14 protein-coding genes are annotated in these 15,260 nt (G+C 64.4%); 4 read left to right on the top strand and 10 right to left on the bottom strand.

The features are described 5' to 3' along the window. Nucleotide 1 precedes the first annotated feature (1 nt). The 4 genes from K426_RS07685 to K426_RS07670 form a co-directional block, all read right to left on the bottom strand. Nucleotides 2-4,183 (bottom strand): translocation/assembly module TamB domain-containing protein, encoded by a 4,182-nt coding sequence (locus K426_RS07685; RefSeq protein ID WP_066555686.1) that lies wholly within the window; start codon nt 4,181-4,183, stop codon nt 2-4. Then, nucleotides 4,183-6,219 (bottom strand): autotransporter assembly complex protein TamA, encoded by a 2,037-nt coding sequence (locus K426_RS07680; protein WP_066555684.1) that lies wholly within the window; start codon nt 6,217-6,219, stop codon nt 4,183-4,185. The genes K426_RS07685 and K426_RS07680 overlap by 1 nt, the downstream gene beginning before the upstream one ends. A gap of 126 nt (nt 6,220-6,345) precedes the next feature. After that, on the bottom strand, nt 6,346-6,816 hold the full coding sequence (locus K426_RS07675) for a DUF1465 family protein (protein WP_066561498.1): 471 nt from the start codon (nt 6,814-6,816) through the stop codon (nt 6,346-6,348). A gap of 116 nt (nt 6,817-6,932) precedes the next feature. Beyond that, nucleotides 6,933-7,112, bottom strand: coding sequence for a YdcH family protein (locus tag K426_RS07670; protein ID WP_066561497.1), 180 nt, complete (start codon nt 7,110-7,112; stop codon nt 6,933-6,935). A gap of 191 nt (nt 7,113-7,303) precedes the next feature. Here K426_RS07670 and K426_RS30235 point away from each other — a divergent pair, with 191 nt between their 5' ends. Then, complete coding sequence (locus K426_RS30235; protein WP_007684009.1) at nt 7,304-7,462, top strand: YdcH family protein; 159 nt, start codon at nt 7,304-7,306, stop codon at nt 7,460-7,462. 270 nt (nt 7,463-7,732) lie between these two features. Here K426_RS30235 and K426_RS07665 read toward each other — a convergent pair whose 3' ends face one another. From K426_RS07665 to K426_RS07650, 4 genes are all read right to left on the bottom strand, one after another. Continuing rightward, nucleotides 7,733-8,077 carry a PilZ domain-containing protein gene (locus tag K426_RS07665; protein WP_405053690.1) on the bottom strand — a complete coding sequence of 115 codons (345 nt, stop codon included), beginning with the start codon at nt 8,075-8,077 and terminating at the stop codon, nt 7,733-7,735. A gap of 83 nt (nt 8,078-8,160) precedes the next feature. Next, nucleotides 8,161-8,625 carry an RNA polymerase-binding protein DksA gene (gene dksA / locus K426_RS07660; protein WP_066555682.1) on the bottom strand — a complete coding sequence of 155 codons (465 nt, stop codon included), beginning with the start codon at nt 8,623-8,625 and terminating at the stop codon, nt 8,161-8,163. Between the two features lie 579 nt (nt 8,626-9,204). Then, the gene (locus K426_RS07655; protein ID WP_237229979.1) at nt 9,205-9,678 is read right to left on the bottom strand and encodes a hypothetical protein; all 474 of its coding nucleotides are present in this window, start codon (nt 9,676-9,678) and stop codon (nt 9,205-9,207) included. Nucleotides 9,679-9,973: 295 nt separating this feature from the next. Then, nucleotides 9,974-10,414 carry a host attachment family protein gene (locus K426_RS07650; protein ID WP_066555678.1) on the bottom strand — a complete coding sequence of 147 codons (441 nt, stop codon included), beginning with the start codon at nt 10,412-10,414 and terminating at the stop codon, nt 9,974-9,976. 97 nt (nt 10,415-10,511) lie between these two features. Between K426_RS07650 and serS the strand changes: the two genes are divergently transcribed. The 3 genes from serS (at nt 10,512) to rimO (ending at nt 14,161) form a co-directional block, all read left to right on the top strand. Next, nucleotides 10,512-11,789, top strand: coding sequence for a serine--tRNA ligase (gene serS / locus K426_RS07645; RefSeq protein ID WP_066555677.1), 1,278 nt, complete (start codon nt 10,512-10,514; stop codon nt 11,787-11,789). A gap of 13 nt (nt 11,790-11,802) precedes the next feature. After that, nucleotides 11,803-12,567: a 5'/3'-nucleotidase SurE gene (gene surE, locus K426_RS07640; RefSeq protein ID WP_066555675.1), complete on the top strand. Its 765-nt coding sequence runs from the start codon at nt 11,803-11,805 to the stop codon at nt 12,565-12,567. A gap of 211 nt (nt 12,568-12,778) precedes the next feature. Beyond that, the gene (rimO, locus tag K426_RS07635) at nt 12,779-14,161 is read left to right on the top strand and encodes a 30S ribosomal protein S12 methylthiotransferase RimO (protein WP_197672770.1); all 1,383 of its coding nucleotides are present in this window, start codon (nt 12,779-12,781) and stop codon (nt 14,159-14,161) included. A gap of 50 nt (nt 14,162-14,211) precedes the next feature. Here the strand turns inward: rimO and K426_RS07630 are convergent, their stop codons facing one another. Next, entirely contained in the window at nt 14,212-15,057 is an 846-nt protein-coding gene (locus K426_RS07630) for a DUF4163 domain-containing protein (protein ID WP_066555673.1), read from the bottom strand. Continuing rightward, on the bottom strand, nt 15,057-15,260 hold the full coding sequence (locus tag K426_RS07625) for a hypothetical protein (protein ID WP_066555671.1): 204 nt from the start codon (nt 15,258-15,260) through the stop codon (nt 15,057-15,059). Before K426_RS07625 ends, K426_RS07630 begins: the two co-directional genes overlap by 1 nt.

The following is a 15,260-nucleotide window of genomic DNA, read 5'->3' as shown; positions in this document are numbered from 1 at the left end:
CTCAATAATCCTTTGAAACGCGGACGTTGACGCTTTCACGGCCCAGCGTCGAGATGGCGCCCAGCAGCGAGAGCCAGCGCGTGACCTGATATTCGATGCGCGTGGCGGAATAGCCCTGCCCGTCGGTGATCAGCTCCACATAGGTCTTGCGCGTCAGATATTTGCCCGCCGCGATGGAAGTCCCCTGCCCCTGCGTCGGGTCAGCGGCGATGATGCGGAGACGATCCAGCCCCGCCGCCTTGCGCACGGCGTTGATCGGGTCAAGGCCGCCCTGCCCCTGGAGCGAACCGACCGCCGAAGCCAATTGCAGCGCTTCTGGCGCGGACAGGTTGGTGATCGATGTGCCGAAGAGGATTCGGGAGAGCAGTTCGTCCTGCGGCAACGCCGGTACGCTGGTGAAGCTGATGACGGGCTTGAGACCCGTGCCGCCGACATGGATGGTGGCGGTCAGGTCGCTGACATTCGCCTCCGCATCGATGTCGAGCATAGGGTTGACGGGGGTGCGGCCGTCGAACTGGATCTTGCCTTCCTTGAGGTCGAAGCGGCGGCCGGCGAAATCATAGGTGCCGCGGACGAGGTCGGCGGTGCCCCCGATGGCGGGATTGGTGACGGTGCCGCCAATGTCGAGATCGGCGCGCCATTCGCTGTCGAGGCCCAGGCCAGTGACGATCAGGCGGTTGCGGGCGCGCGCCTTGATCGCCAGCGCCCAGGGGACGACGGTGCGCGGACGCTCGATCTCATCGCCACGGCGGTTGATCTCGATGACCCGAAGTTCGGGGATTTGCGCGACGGCGGCGGCGCGACCCATGGTGAAGCGGCTGCGGTTGAGGATGAGGTCGCCGCCGATGGTGCCGCCCTTGCCGGTGGAACTGAGCGTGATCGGGCCGGTGACGGTGGCGGCTATGTCGTCCCGCTCCAGCAGGGCCGCATTTTCGGCTTGCAGGCGCAAATCCATGCCGACGCCTGCGATGCCGTTGAAGGTGAAGCTGCCCGTACCCGTGACCGTCCCCCCATTTTGCGCGGCGGCGCTGAAATCGGTCATGACCAGTTGCGCGCCGGAGAAGCGGCCCCGCGCCTTGACGCCGTGCAGGCGCATGCCGGTGATGGGGCTGTTGATCGCAGCGCTGTCGGTGGCGAGCGAGCCAGTGATGGCGGGATCTCCCAGCGTGCCGCGTGCGTCGGCGGTGACGCTGACGGGGCCGGATATGTCGACGATCTCCACCCCGGTCAGGCGCCAGAGCGTGTCGGCGGTGCCATTATAACGAAGCTGCGCGAAGAGCGGAGCGCGGTTGAGGCGCTCGACAAGGCTGCCTTCAGGCCCGAGCGGCGTGAGCAACGCCTGAGCGCGGCCGATGGTCTGGCCATCCGCGACGAAGATCATGCGGGTCGCGAGCCGGTCGTGAGTGAGGACCGCGTTGACGCCGGCATCGACCGGGCGGGAACTGAGCGACAGGCCGGAACGGGACAGGCCGCGCACACGCAGTTCCGCCTTGCCGGTGGGCATGCCGCCGCGAGTATGGACATAGCTGAGCGAGCCGGTCGCCGTGCCACCGAGGCCGAGATTGTCATAGGCGATGTCGAGCAGCGAGAGCGGCAGCTTTTCCAGGCGCGCCTCTATGCTGGTGGTCTGGCCGCTCAGTTCGCCGCCCAGTTGGAGCGAGCCGCCCGCGAAGCTGATCGACGCAGGATCGAGGCGCCAGCCATCTTGCGTGCGGGTGAATATGGCGGCGCGGGTCAGCTTGATCGGGCGCTTGTCGACAGTACCGCCGGCCTGAAGCTGGATGCGGCCGGGCGTGACCTGCGCTTCGCCGGTGAGGTCGAACAGGCGGCCGCGCTGGCCGGAAATGCTGGCGCGGACCTTGCCGCTGCCGTCGACCAGATCGGCATTGGCGGCCAGGCGGCCGATCTGGATGGCGCCGACGCGAAGCCCCCGCGCCTGCGCCGTGGCGTTGATCGAGGTGCCCGAAGGATCGAGCAGGATCGTGGCGTCCAGCTTGCCACGGCGGACGGTGATGGCGGTGGGGCCGTCAAAGCTGGCGTCGGTGGCGACAAGCGCGAGCTTGAGTTGCTGCACGCCGCTGACCGGCGCGAAGGCGATGGTGCCGGTGACGGGGCCGCTGACGTTGAGCGTGCCGTTCAGGCCACCCGTGACCGGGCGCAGGTCGCCGCTGGCGGTCACGCCGGAGGCCGTGACGCGGGCGATGCGGACGATGGCCTGCCCACCGGGCGGCAGCAGGATCGCGCCATTGCCGGTGAAGGGACCAAGGGTGGAGCCGCCCTCTGCCGTGAAGCTGTAACCCGCCGCGTCAGGGATCAGATGCGCGTGCATGTCGGTGACGCCCAGCGCCTTCAATGGGCTTTGCAGGACGAGGTCGACGGTCGGGCGGTCGATCTTGCCCTCCAAAATGAGGCGCAGCGGGCCATAGCTTTTGTGCTGGCCGCCGCCTTCGAAATGGAAGGTGCCATCGCGGCGGCGATAACCCTTGGCCGTGAGGGTGAGCAGCGGCGCGTCGAGGTGGAGGTTGGTGAATTGAAGCTGGCCGTCCGGCCCCAGCGAGAGCGCGCTGCGGGCCACCGGCAAGCCGCCGCCCAGCGAGCGCAGGAAGCTGTTGTCGAGCCGCCGCATCCGCGCCATGGCGTTGCCGCTAAGGGTGAAGGCGCCCTTGGGACCGGGGATCGCGCGCAGTTTCGACGTGACGTCGACGATGCCGAGGCCGCGAATGGCGAGACCGCTGATCTGACCGTCAAGGCCGAAATCATAACGGCCCGTCCTGAGATCCGCGATCATGATGAGCTTGCCGCGCAACTTGTCGGAGCGGACAGTCATCGGGTTGCTGACGATCTGCTGGTTCTTGAGCTGGAGCACGCCGTCGAGCACGAAATTGCGGATGATGCCTTCGACCAGCTCCCCCTGCCCGTCCAGACGGCGCGCGCGCAGATGGACGGGTATCAGCGCGGGGCCGCCCTTGGCCTTGCGCCCCTTCCCGTCGGCGCGGACATCGTGGATCACCGTCTTGCCGAAGGCGAGTTGCTTTGCAGTCAGCAGATATTCATAGCCGAACCCGGCAAGCGGACCGTCCAGGCGGATACGGGCGGCGATGTCGCGGCCGGTCATCGATTTGAGCAGCGCCTGCGGGCGGGCGAGCTTCACATCGACCAGCAGATTATCGAGCGCATTGTTGCGCAGGTCGATGCCGCCATCGGCACTAAGATCGATCGCGGTGGAGCGGAGCGAGAGCTTGCCGTCGATCACACGGTCGGCCATCGATCCGCTGGCCTGGATGGCCAGGCGCGGCGCGGAAAGACGCTGGAACAGACCCTGCCCCGCTATGGCGGAGCCTTCGATCGTGCCGGTGGCGGCATAGGTCCCGCTGCGGGCGGCCAGTTTCAGGTCGATGGCGGGTTCGCTGTCGAGCGTACCGGCGAGGCGGCCATCCCAGCGGGTCCAGCTGCCCTTGCCGTGGATGCGCAGATTGGCGTCCTGTTTCAGGCCCGCCATGACGGCCAATACCCCACCCTTGGGAGCGTTGACAGTGACGTCGAGGTCGAACTTGTCGTCGTCCGGACGACTGTCGAGCGCGATGTTGAGCGCATCCTCGCCGTTCAGCACGCGAGCCGAGAGGTCGATGATCGCGCGGCCACCACGAATGTCGGCGTCGCCCAACAGCGTGGCCTGCTGAATCTTGCCGGTGACGCCCCAGTCGATGATCAGGCGGCCGACCGAAAACTGCATCAGGCGGATGTCGAAGCCGGGGAGGATCGGGCCTTGCCGCTCGCTGGGGTTGAGCTTGGGCAGCTTGCGCAGGGTCGCCTCCGGGATGACGAGGCGATCAATGTCGAGCCGGTTGGAGAGCCAGGCGAAGGGCCACCAGTCGAGTTCCACGCGTGGCGCGTCAAGGAAGGCGCCCTTGGGATCGGACAAGGTGAGGCCGTGGAGGATCGCCTTGCGGTATATGCTGCCGTCGATCCGGTCGACATGGATGCGCAGGCCCGAAGGCGGGCTGATCCGGGCGATGCGGGAAACGAGGAAGCGGTGGCCGGGCGCGGTGTCGAGCCAGGCCAAGGTGCCTGCGATAATGAGCAGCAGCGTCGCGAGCAGCCCCGCGATCCAGCGCTGCCAACGGCCGTCCCAGGCACGGCGGCGGCGTGGCGGCAGGGTCGTTTGGGACTGATCTTCTGTCATCAGAAGGCCTGCCCCAACGAGACATAGACGGCAAGCTTCGGGTCACCCGATTGTGGATTGATCGGCGTGCCGACATCGATGCGGATCGGGCCGAAGCTGCTGTAATAGCGTACGCCCAGCCCCGCGCCGATGCGCAGGTCGCGGAAGCGCGGCAGGAAGCTCGTTGAGATATTGCCGGCGTCGACGAAGGGCACGACGCCGAAATTGCCGAAACGGATGCGCGATTCCAGCGAAAATTCAGCCAGACTCTTGCCACCCACCGGATCATTGTCCGGGCCGTAGCGCGGGCCGATCGCCTGATAACCATAGCCGCGCACCGACGCGCCGCCGCCTGCATAGAAACGCCGCGAGGGCGCGATGCGATCGACCGTGGAACCCAGGATCGTCCCGAAACGGGCGCGCGCGGCGAGCACGATGCGGTCGCTCATCGGCTGATAGACGCTGCCGTCGAGCTGCACGCGGGCATAGCCGAAAGTGCTGTTCTGGAAGGAGAGCTCCGGACTGAGGCGACCGCCGAGGCGAAAGCCCCTGGTGGGGTTCAGCAGGTCGTCGCTGCCGTCATAGGTGAGGCTCAACGGGATCGCACTGATGAAGAAGGTGCGACGGTTGCCGTTGCTGAACGCATCCGCTTCGTCCGAGGCGATCAGTTCGCCGCCGATGCGCCAGACCCATTTTTTCTGGAACAATATGTTGGTCTGGCGCTCCAGCGAGCCCGACAGGGTGATGGTGCGCGCGTCATAGGCATCGCGCTGGATGTTGCTGACCGACAGCAGCCCGGTCAGCACATTGTCGCGGCGGCGGAAATTGTTGCGGCGATAGATGACGGATGCCGTCTGTTCCTGGGTGCCGAGCACACCGCGCAACGTCACGGAACCTTCAGGCGGGAAGAAATTGCGGTGCGTCCAACTGACTTCCGCGCGATAGCCTTCACCCGTGCCATAGCCCAGTTCGCCCGCAATGGTGCGCAGCGGCGCAGGCCTGGCGTCGATGGCAAGGTCGACATGCTCGCCATCGCCGGCATCCTTCGGCGTCATAGTCAGGGAGGAGACGAGGCCGGTGGCGACCAGCGCCTGACGCAGATCCTCGACATCCGAGGCCATATAGGTATCGCCGGGATGAAAGCGGGCGATGCGCTGGACATGGCGGGCGCTGAACAGATCCTCATCGGCCATGACGATCTTGCCGAAGGTGCGATAGGCTCCGGGATTGACGACAATGTCCAGCTCGCCCTTGCGCTCATCATGGTCGATGCGGACTTCCGGTTCCCCCACCTTGCCGAAGGGGAAGCCGTTTTCCGCAAGGGCGACCGTCAGCGATGCCTGGCCCGCGAGGATGGCGTCGGCGTCAACCGGGTCTCCGGGCTTGGGCGGGAAGGCTGAGCGCAATTCCGCCTCGCGCTCTCCAGTGGTTTCAAGGCCCGTCAGGTCGACGGACGAGAGCAGATAGCGGGCGCCCGGCACGATCCGGAAGGTGACGACCAGCTTGTCGCTGCCGGGCGGCGGCGCGGCGACGGCCCCGCGGACGCGGGCGGCATAATAGCCCTTGGCGCGCAACAGGCGGTCCAGCAGGTCGCTGTCTTCCTTGATGCGGCGATTGATCTGGGCAAGGTTGGCAAACTTCCCCTCCCCCTGCTGCAATGCCGACAATTCCTTGAAACGGGTGGTAAACTGAGCATCGGCAATCTCTTCCACGCCGGAAAGCGTGACGGAGTAGCGGCGCTCTTCGCCAGTGTCCGCAAATGTCGCTGCCTCCTCCGCCGGTTCGTCGGAGGCTTCGGGTGCGATGACCTGATGCGGCGCGTCGGAGGTTTCGGGCGGCAGCTCGACCATCGGGGCGATGCTGTCCGGTTGACCCATGTCGGGCCAGTCCACGCCTATGTCCGGCATCGGCGCAAGGGCGGGATCGGGGTCGCGCTGGACACCGCTCTGGGGCGCCGTCTGCGCATAGGCGACGGGCGCGAGCAGAAGCAGCGGCACGAGAAGGGCAGCTTGCGGAAGGCCTGAAATGCGGCGGCAGGTCCGCAAACCGGTGTTCATATGCCTGATCTAGACCAGTTATTGGGCAGAAGGCCAGCCCCCAAGATCAAGCCGGGATGACGATATTATCAACGTCCCATTCTGGCCAACCAAGGCTGTCAATCAAATCTTCCGCACGCCAGACCGTCAAAAGGCGGCGTTGAGGCGATCCATCAGGGCACGGGCAGGATTGGGTTCCGCCTGGGCGCGCGGGCGGGCCATGCGGTCCTGCAGGCGGGCGACGCGCTCGTAAAGATCCTGGCTCGCCTCTATCAGCGCGCGGGCGGCGAAGGGGAAGTTGGCGGAAAGCGCCGGATCGGTGGTGGCGGCATGGCCCAGGCGATATTTCTCGTCCAGCATCTCCGCATCGTTGAGTTCGCCGCGTTGCCAGGCGCGCTGGCTCAGCAGCCAGGCGATGATGTGCATGAGGCGGGTCGTGACTTTCAGCGATTCGCAGGCAAAGGCGACGCGGCGGAGCGGATCGTCGGCTTCCGGACCGGACGTCTCGCGAATGTCGAAATAGGCGCGCGCCTCATCCGCCATGATCATGGCTTCGACATAAAGGCCATCGACCAGACGGCGGTGCAGGCCCTGGTCAAGAGAAGCGGCGAGTTTCATGGCCGACATGTGCCATAAGCGGGAACCCTTGTCAGGCCCGATGCGGCCCGTTAACCCCGAATTGTCTCATTCGGGGGCGGTTGGCGCGGCATTAACCACAATCCGCCCAAAACCGGTCAGGCGATGATGTCGGGGACGAGCTGATCCTCCAGCAACGCCATTTCGTCGCGCAGCCGCAATTTGCGTTTTTTAAGGCGAGCGATCTGCATCTGATCGCCCGAGCCGGAGTCGACCAGCGCGGCGATGGCGCCGTCGAGATCGCGATGCTCGATTCGCAACAATTCCAGCCGACGCATGATGTCTTCGCGGCTCACCATACACCTACTTTCGCACCCATTGCCGTCCCATCCTCCTTTGATAGCCCCACCGGCCGACACGAACCATCGCAAATTTCAACGCGTCCCGTCGCAAAGCGCGAATCACCCGAAGACAATCCCCGCGAATCGTGATTTATTCATCCGTCCATCACCCTCGTTAGGAGAATGTCATGGAAAATAGCCACATTTCAGCTCTTTCGGCCAAGCATGCAGGGCTTGAGGCACGAATCAAGGCGGAGACGAGTCGTCCGATGCCCGATGCGATCCTGGTAGCCTCGCTCAAGAAGCAGAAGCTTCGGCTGAAGGAGGAAATGGAGGCGCAACACTGACAGCCGGTGACGCCTGAGTGAAAGGCATGGATCAGCGGTCCCTTGCCGCTGATCCAGCCCTTTTCTTGAGGTGACGGGTGACGAAAGCTCCGGGGCTGGATGGGCCTGCGGGGCTATTTTTTGGCATTGGTGGGAAAGTCCGCCATGGGCTGCAAAGGCGCGCAGCCTCTCAATCCTCCCGTGGGGAGACCAGCCGCAGGCTGGTGGAGGGGAAATGGGCGAACGTTGCGGCGCCCCCTCCCCATCTGACGACGGGAAGGATTTGAAAATTCAGCGAATGAGCCGGCGCTGGCGCAGATAGTCCGGCACCGAAGCCTGTCCCGCCTGCGCCGAGATCGGGCGGCGCGCCAGTTGCGGGTCGATTTCCTCATCGAAGGCGATGCCGATGCGGTCTTCGCGCGACCAGACGACCGAGCCGTTGACCTGGCCGATGCCGCGCAGATCGAAACGGATGCGGGTGCCCGCAGGCACGGCGCGCTCGCAATCGGCCATCAAGCCAGTCGCGGAAAGATTGCGGACTCGCGCTCGGCCAAGCGGCGTGCCGTCCACCGAACTCAAATTGGTGAGCAGGAACAGACTGTCTCGCGGACCCGATCGCGCGGGGCCCCGATCCATGTTTTCATTGCCATCCATCCACAACGCCCTGCAATATCACCACATTATCGCAGCGATATTGCCATGGGCGCATGGACAAAAGGTTAATCGTCGCGAGAGACTTTTTCCTGTCGTTCGTGCCGTTCCTGCGCTTCGACCGTCATGGTCGCGATCGGACGGGCTTCCAGGCGGCCCAGCGAAATGGGTTCGCCAGTCACCTCGCAATAGCCATATTCGCCCTCGTCGATGCGGCGCAGCGCGGCGTCGATCTTGGAGATCAGCTTGCGCTGGCGATCGCGGGTGCGCAGTTCGATCGACCAGTCCGTCTCGCTCGATGCGCGGTCGTTGAGATCGGGTTCACGCAGCGGTTCATTCTGCAGAACCGCCAACGTCCCCTCCGCTTCAGTCAGTATCTGCTTTTTCCAGTCCCACAGGCGCTGCCGGAAATACTCCAACTGGAGCGGGTTCATAAATTCTTCGTCTGCGGAAGGACGATAATCGGGGGGGAGGGTTACAGCCGATTTCGGCGGATTTGGGCCGTCTTTATCGGAATTCAGGACCGATGCCATCTGGCTCTCCGACTCGCGGGACCCCCAATGCTTAAAGTGCCGGGGTATCCGTGACTTGTGATTGACGGCGCCTAATAACCAGCGGCACGGCCGGAGACAAGCGGGCAATCGGTGGTCCGGCGCGCCGATCCTGCACCGCATCGCGCTTACCCACGGAAAACCGACGATTCCGTAGGGTGGGGCAATGCCAAAAGAAAATAGACAAGCCGTATTGTCGCAGCGGCCAGCCGCCGTGTCACTATGGGACGTTAACCATAGTAGTTTATGATTTATTATATTTTTCCTCGACTTGGCCCCGATATTCAGAGTTAACGCCATTGAAGTTAACGCTTTGTTTTGCGTTGATAGAGTTAGGAAACGGCCCCGCGACCGTTACTGCGCAATTTCAGTGACGGGACCTGTCAGGCTGCAAAGATAAACAAGAGTGGAACCTATGTCGGTACGGATGGCATTGGCTAAATTATGCGCTTGCGCCGCTGGCGGTGCGATCATCGGCGGCGGCGCTGTCCATGTCGCTGAAAGCGCGCGCCCGGCCGGGGTCCACAGCACCAAGGGCGTGAAGGCGGCCCCGCGCAGACATTATGCCGTGCGCAAGGTCCAGCGGGTGGTAAAGACGGTGTCCTGCGCGCCGCAAACCGTGACGGTGACGACCCAGGCCGCACCCATCCCCCTGCCCGCGCCGGTGGCCGCGGCGGAAATGCCGGTCATGTCGGGCGGCGGCGGCGCGCCCATCGTGATGGCGGGCGGCCCCGGCTTTGGCGGCGGCGGCTTCATCGGCGGGTTTTTCGGCGGCAGCGGCGGCGGTTCAGGCGGATCGGTGGTGATCTCCTCCACCAGCAGCTCGACCGGCGGAATCACCAGCTCGACCAGCTCGACGACCGGTGGGGTGTCGACCTCGACCGGAGGCGTATCCACTTCGACTGGGGGCGTTTCGACTTCGACTGGCGGGGTATCGACGTCCACGGGCGGGGTTTCGACCTCGTCGGGCAATGTGTCGACATCCTCGGGAAATGTTTCGACCTCGTCGGGCAACGTCTCCACATCGAGCGGCAATGTGACCAGCAGTTCTTCGACTTCGAGCTCGACCTCCAGCTCGTCTTCGTCGAGTTCCTCGACCAGCAGCTCGACATCCTCCTCCTCTTCATCCTCCAGTTCGTCGGGCGGCGATCATCATCCGCCGCCACCGCCGACCGATGTTCCGGCGCCGCCAATGGTGCTGCTATTTGGAGCAGGCGCAGCAGCCCTGCTGGCCCGCAAACGGTTCGCGCGAACGAAGGCGGGGATCGAAGGTTAACCGGGGGCGATCCGGTCGGCGCATCCGGGGGGAAGCGCCGGCCGGATATCGCGTTCAGCTCGTCGCGATGATTCGCTCGATTTCCGGCACAGGGTGATTGGACAGATCCTTGGCGATCTCCCCCACCAGCCGGTTCTGCACTTCCTTGTGATAATGTTTGCGCATTTCCCCCAGGGCGGCGGGCGGCGCGACGACGATCAGCTTGTCATAGTCATGGGCGAGGGCGCGGCGCTTGAGCAGTTCGGCCGCTTCGGCAGCGAAGCGGGCTTCCTCCAGATCGTGGAAATTGGTCTGCTCCACGGCTCCCCGGTGACTGCCCACCGAATTGGGACCGCGCCCGGTCCCGTCGGAGGCCTGCTCGCGATCGGGGGGATTGTCCTGCTGCTTCACTTCCTCCGTTTCCAGATTGGGAAAGGCCGGGCTGCCCTTGTTGCGAAAGAACAGCATTTTGCGCCCGTCGGCAACCAGCACCATCGCGTCATGGTCTATTTGCATCGTCCCGTTCCTCTCTTTTCAACGATCGCTTTTAGCACGAACGGTCGGCGGCGTGCAGGGTTGCGCGGCGGCAAGCACAACGGCATAGGGCTGACCCATGCACGACATTCGTTTCCTTCGCGAAAATCCCACCGCTTTCGACGCCGGACTTGCCCGGCGCGGGCTTGAACCGCTGAGTGCGGAACTGCTGGCGCTCGACGAACGCAGCCGGGCGATCAAAACCGCGCTGCAACAGGGCCAGGCGCGCCGCAATGAGGCGAGCAAGGCCATCGGGCAGGCGATGGCGCAGAAGGATATGGAAAAGGCCGAGGCGCTGAAGGCCGAAGTCGCCGCGCTCAAGGACAGCATGCCCGCGCTGGAGACCGAGGATCGCGAAGTCGGGGAGGCTTTGGCGGCGCGGCTGGCGGCAATCCCGAACCTGCCGGCGGACGATGTGCCGCTGGGCGAGGATGAAGCGCAGAATGTCGAGGTTTCGCGCTGGGGCGAGCCGAGGAGCTTCACCTTCACGCCGCAGGATCATGCGGATTTCGGACCGGCGCTAGGACTGGATTTCGAGGGCGGCGCAGCGCTGTCCGGCGCGCGCTTCACCGCGCTGCGCGGGCAGATGGCGCGGCTGCACCGGGCGCTGGCGCAATATATGCTGGATCGCCAGTCGGGCGAGAATGGCTATGATGAGGTCAATCCGCCGCTGCTGGTGCGCGACGAGGCGCTGTTCGGCACGGGGCAGTTGCCGAAATTCGCGGAGGATCTGTTCAGGACCACCGATGGGCGCTGGCTGATCCCGACGGCGGAGGTTTCCCTCACCAACCTCGTGCGCGAGCAGATCGTGCCGGTGGAGACCCTGCCGCTGCGCTTGACGGCGCTGACGCCCTGTTTCCGGTCGGAAGCGGGATCGGCTGGGCGCGATACGCGTGGGTTCATCCGCCAGCATCAGTTCGAGAAGGTCGAGCTGGTGGCGATCTGCAAGCCGGATGAGTCCGAGGCCGAGCATGAGCGAATGTGCGCGGCGGCCGAGGGCGTGTTGCAGGCGCTGGGACTGCCCTATCGCAAGGTGTTGCTCTGCACCGGCGACATGGGCTTTGGCGCGCGCAAGACCTGGGATCTGGAAGTCTGGCTGCCGAGCCAACAGACCTATCGCGAGATCAGCTCCGTCTCCAACTGCGGCGATTTCCAGGCGCGGCGGATGAATGCGCGCTACAAGCCGGAGGGCGAGAAGCAGACCCGCTTCCTGCATACGCTCAATGGGTCGGGACTGGCCGTGGGGCGGACTTTGGTGGCGGTGCTGGAAAATTACCAGCAGGAGGACGGCAGCGTGCTCGTGCCGGAGGCGCTGGCGCCCTATATGGGCGGCCTGACGCGGTTGCGGCCCCGGTAAAGGGCGGCTCGTCATGCGTATCCTGCTTACCAATGACGATGGGGTTGATGCTCCGGGCCTGACCGTGCTGGAGGAGATTGCGCGGACGATATCCGACGATATCTGGATCGTCGCGCCGAGCGAGGAGCAGTCGGGCGCGGGCCATAGTCTGACGCTCACGCGGCCGCTGCGCATCCGCCAGCATGGCGAGAAGCATTATAGCGTGACGGGTACGCCGACCGACGCGGTGATGATGGCGGTCGGACATCTGATGCAGGACGCAAAGCCCGATCTGGTGCTTTCCGGCGTCAACCGGGGGGCCAATCTGGCCGAGGATGTGACCTATTCGGGCACGGTTTCCGCCGCGATGGAAGGCGCGATTTCCGGGATCAAGTCGATTGCGCTCAGCCAGGTCTATGCGCGGGAGGGCATGGGCGATGCCGTGCCCTTCGCGGCTGCGCGGGCATGGGGCGAGCGGGTGTTGCGGCCGCTGATCGCCATGCCGGCCAGTCCCCGGCTGCTGTTCAACGTCAATTTTCCGGCGATCGATCCGGAGGCGGTGAAGGGCATTCGCGTGGTACGGCAAGGTTTCCATGATGTCGACCGGACGAAGATCATCCGGGGCACCGACCCGCGCGGTTATGACTATTATTGGTTTGGACTCGGGAAAAGCGACTCCGTGCCCGAGGGGAGCGATCTAGCCGCCATTGCCGAGGGTTATGTGACGGTGACGCCGCTGCATTATGACCTGACGCAGGACAGCGCGATGGCGGCGACAGCGCAGGTCTTCGGGAATTAGCGTTGGCTGACGCGCGTTCCTGCGCAGGCAGGAACCCAGTTCTGCCCCTGACCGCCCAGGCACTATACGACCGATCTGGCCGCATCCGACGGACGAGTGAAGCTCCAGACCGGCGACATCATCATCGAGATCGTGCAGGGGGATGCGGCCGGGGAAGCCCGCAGCCTGGCTTGATTTCAGATCCCCCGTGACATTGGGCGCAAAAATCCCTATGTGCGCGGCGATCATGGCAACCAAAATTCCCGAAGCGCCGAAGGTCGGCATGGTGTCGCTGGGCTGTCCCAAGGCACTGGTCGACAGCGAGCGCATCCTGACCAAGCTGCGTTCCGACGGCTATCAGATGTCCGCCGACTATGCCGGCGCCGACGTCGTGCTGGTCAATACCTGCGGATTCCTCGATTCGGCCAAGGAAGAATCGCTGGAAGCCATTGGCGAAGCGATTGCGGAAAATGGCCGCGTCATCGTCACCGGCTGCATGGGCAATGAGGCGGAGTTGATCCGCGCCAAGTTCCCGCAGGTGCTGGCCGTTACCGGCGCGCATCAATATGAGGCGGTGGTGAACGCGGTGCATGAAGCTTCGCCGCCGGTGCCGAACGCCTTTGTCGACCTGGTGCCGGAAGGCGGCCTCAAGCTGACGCCGCGCCATTACAGCTATGTGAAGATTTCGGAGGGCTGCAACCATCGCTGCTCCTTCTGCATCATCCCCTCGCTGCGCGGCGATCTGGTGTCGCGGCGTGTCGATGCGGTGCTGCGCGAGGCGGAAAAGCTGGTGCATGCGGGGACGAAGGAACTGCTGATCATCAGCCAGGATACATCGGCTTACGGAGTCGATACCCGGCATGAGACGCGCCAGTGGAAGGGCCGCGAAGTTCGAGCGCATATGACCAATCTGGCGCGGGAATTGGGGCAACTCCGCACCGCGGAGGGCACGCCGCCTTGGGTCCGGCTGCACTATGTCTATCCCTATCCGCATGTGGACCATGTGATCCCGCTGATGGCCGAGGGGTTGCTGACGCCCTATCTCGACATTCCGTTCCAGCATGCCGCGCCTTCAGTGTTGAAGGCGATGAAACGGCCCGCGAACGAAGCCAAGGTGCTGGACCGCATTCGCAAATGGCGCGACATCTGCCCGGATATCGCGATCCGTTCCTCTTTCGTCGTGGGCTTCCCCGGCGAGACGGAGGCGGATTTCGATTATCTGCTGCAATGGCTGGATGAGGCGCAACTGGATCGCGTGGGCGCTTTCCGCTTCGAGCCAGTCGAGGGCGCCACCGCCAACGACCTGCCGGGCGCAGTGCCGGAAGAGGTCAAGGAAGAGCGCTATCAGCGGATCATGGAGAAGACCGCTGCGATCTCCGCCGCCAAGCTTGCCACAAAGGTGGGGCGCGTGCTGCCGGTCATCATCGATGAGGTGGGCGAGGCTGATGAGGACGGCTCGGTCGGCGCCACCGCCCGCAGCCAGGCCGATGCGCCGGAGATCGACGGCAATGTCTTCCTGCGCGACGTGGGCGAAGGATTGGTGCCGGGCAGCATCCTCAACGCGCTGATCGAGGATGCGGATGAGCATGACCTTTTTGGCGTGCCGCTGGGCTAGGCATTTCGTGCTCCTGCGAAGGCAGGAACACGGTGCATTGCGGGGCAGCATCATTCTGCTGCGACGAAAGCGTCCTGATACTCGGTCTTGATCGCCTTGCGCATTGCCGCGTCGACGGGCAGCGCAATGTCGTAGCTGCCCTCGGCATAGGGACCGGCGCTGTAGGGGCCGATGACCACGGTGACGCTGTCGATCAGCTTGCCGTCCTTTGACGTGGGCACCAGCACCTGCTTCATCGGATCGATGCATTTGGTGAAGTCGTCATCATCGCTGCGCTTCACCGGCTCGCCCCTCTTTTCGGCCCGCGCCTTGTCGAGCGCCTCGCAGAAACGGTCATGAATGGCGGCGGCAAAGGCGGTTGGCGATGTCATAAGCGCCTCCACCGCCGTTTCGCGCTTGCGGTCCTTGTCCCACAGCAGGGCGTCATAGCCGGTCATGCCATGAGCGCCGCCAGTATAGACATAGCTTTCCGATTCCAGCGCCAGGAAGCGCGGGGTGTCGGCGGTCACGGTCCAATGGGTTTCGAGGGCGTGGGCATGGAACGGAAAGCTCGAAGCCTTGGCCGCCTTCTGATCTTCGCGCGCCATTTTCAACGCATCGGACTTATTGACCTTGAGCGTGTTGCCGAATTTTTCGACCAAAGCGGGAATCTGCGCCGCCTGGGCGGGATAGCCGTAGGCGAACTCCAGCAGATCGGTCTTTTCCTTCTGCTCGAACGGCTTGGCGGGCAGGGGCGGTTCAGGTTGGCCGGACATGCGGTTGGCGAAATTGCTGGCGACGACATCATTGCCGGTCGCCATCGCATTGTCCGCATCCTTGGCTGCCGAGCACGCGCCAAGCAACAACCCCGCCACAAACAGCGGTCCCGCTTGTCCCCTCCCCTGGCCGCGCCGCATCAGTGGGTCTTGGTTGCCGCCATGCACCGTTCGCTGATCGCCTTGCGCGTATAGCTGCTCTGGAGCGCAGCGCCCGCATTGGGCCAACCTTCCGCGATCAACGCCTGCTCCACCGCATGCGCTCCATCGAAGCGCCCGCCTTCCGCCAGCGCATAGGCACGGGCGCGAAGAGCCTGGAGCCTGCCATCGTCGGTGTGCATCAT

It is taken from the genome of Sphingobium sp. TKS (assembly GCF_001563265.1).
In the GTDB taxonomy this organism is placed as follows: domain Bacteria; phylum Pseudomonadota; class Alphaproteobacteria; order Sphingomonadales; family Sphingomonadaceae; genus Sphingobium.
The sequence above is the reverse complement of the archived record's forward strand: the minus strand, read 5'-3'. Positions and strand labels throughout refer to the sequence as shown.

Excerpts from the sequence above, each read along its gene's own strand:
- surE (WP_066555675.1), top strand. The coding sequence starts at position 11,803 with ATGCGTATCCTGCTTACCAATGACGATGGGGTTGATGCTCCGGGCCTG.
- rimO (WP_197672770.1), top strand. The coding sequence starts at position 12,779 with ATGTGCGCGGCGATCATGGCAACCAAAATTCCCGAAGCGCCGAAGGTC.
- K426_RS07630 (WP_066555673.1), bottom strand. The coding sequence starts at position 15,057 with ATGCGGCGCGGCCAGGGGAGGGGACAAGCGGGACCGCTGTTTGTGGCG.
- serS (WP_066555677.1), top strand. The coding sequence starts at position 10,512 with ATGCACGACATTCGTTTCCTTCGCGAAAATCCCACCGCTTTCGACGCC.
- K426_RS07685 (WP_066555686.1), bottom strand. The coding sequence starts at position 4,183 with ATGACAGAAGATCAGTCCCAAACGACCCTGCCGCCACGCCGCCGCCGT.
- K426_RS30235 (WP_007684009.1), top strand. The coding sequence starts at position 7,304 with ATGGAAAATAGCCACATTTCAGCTCTTTCGGCCAAGCATGCAGGGCTT.
- K426_RS07625 (WP_066555671.1), bottom strand. The coding sequence starts at position 15,260 with ATGATGCACACCGACGATGGCAGGCTCCAGGCTCTTCGCGCCCGTGCC.
- K426_RS07675 (WP_066561498.1), bottom strand. The coding sequence starts at position 6,816 with ATGAAACTCGCCGCTTCTCTTGACCAGGGCCTGCACCGCCGTCTGGTC.
- K426_RS07665 (WP_405053690.1), bottom strand. The coding sequence starts at position 8,077 with ATGGATCGGGGCCCCGCGCGATCGGGTCCGCGAGACAGTCTGTTCCTG.
- dksA (WP_066555682.1), bottom strand. The coding sequence starts at position 8,625 with ATGGCATCGGTCCTGAATTCCGATAAAGACGGCCCAAATCCGCCGAAA.
- K426_RS07680 (WP_066555684.1), bottom strand. The coding sequence starts at position 6,219 with ATGAACACCGGTTTGCGGACCTGCCGCCGCATTTCAGGCCTTCCGCAA.
- K426_RS07650 (WP_066555678.1), bottom strand. The coding sequence starts at position 10,414 with ATGCAAATAGACCATGACGCGATGGTGCTGGTTGCCGACGGGCGCAAA.
- K426_RS07670 (WP_066561497.1), bottom strand. The coding sequence starts at position 7,112 with ATGCGTCGGCTGGAATTGTTGCGAATCGAGCATCGCGATCTCGACGGC.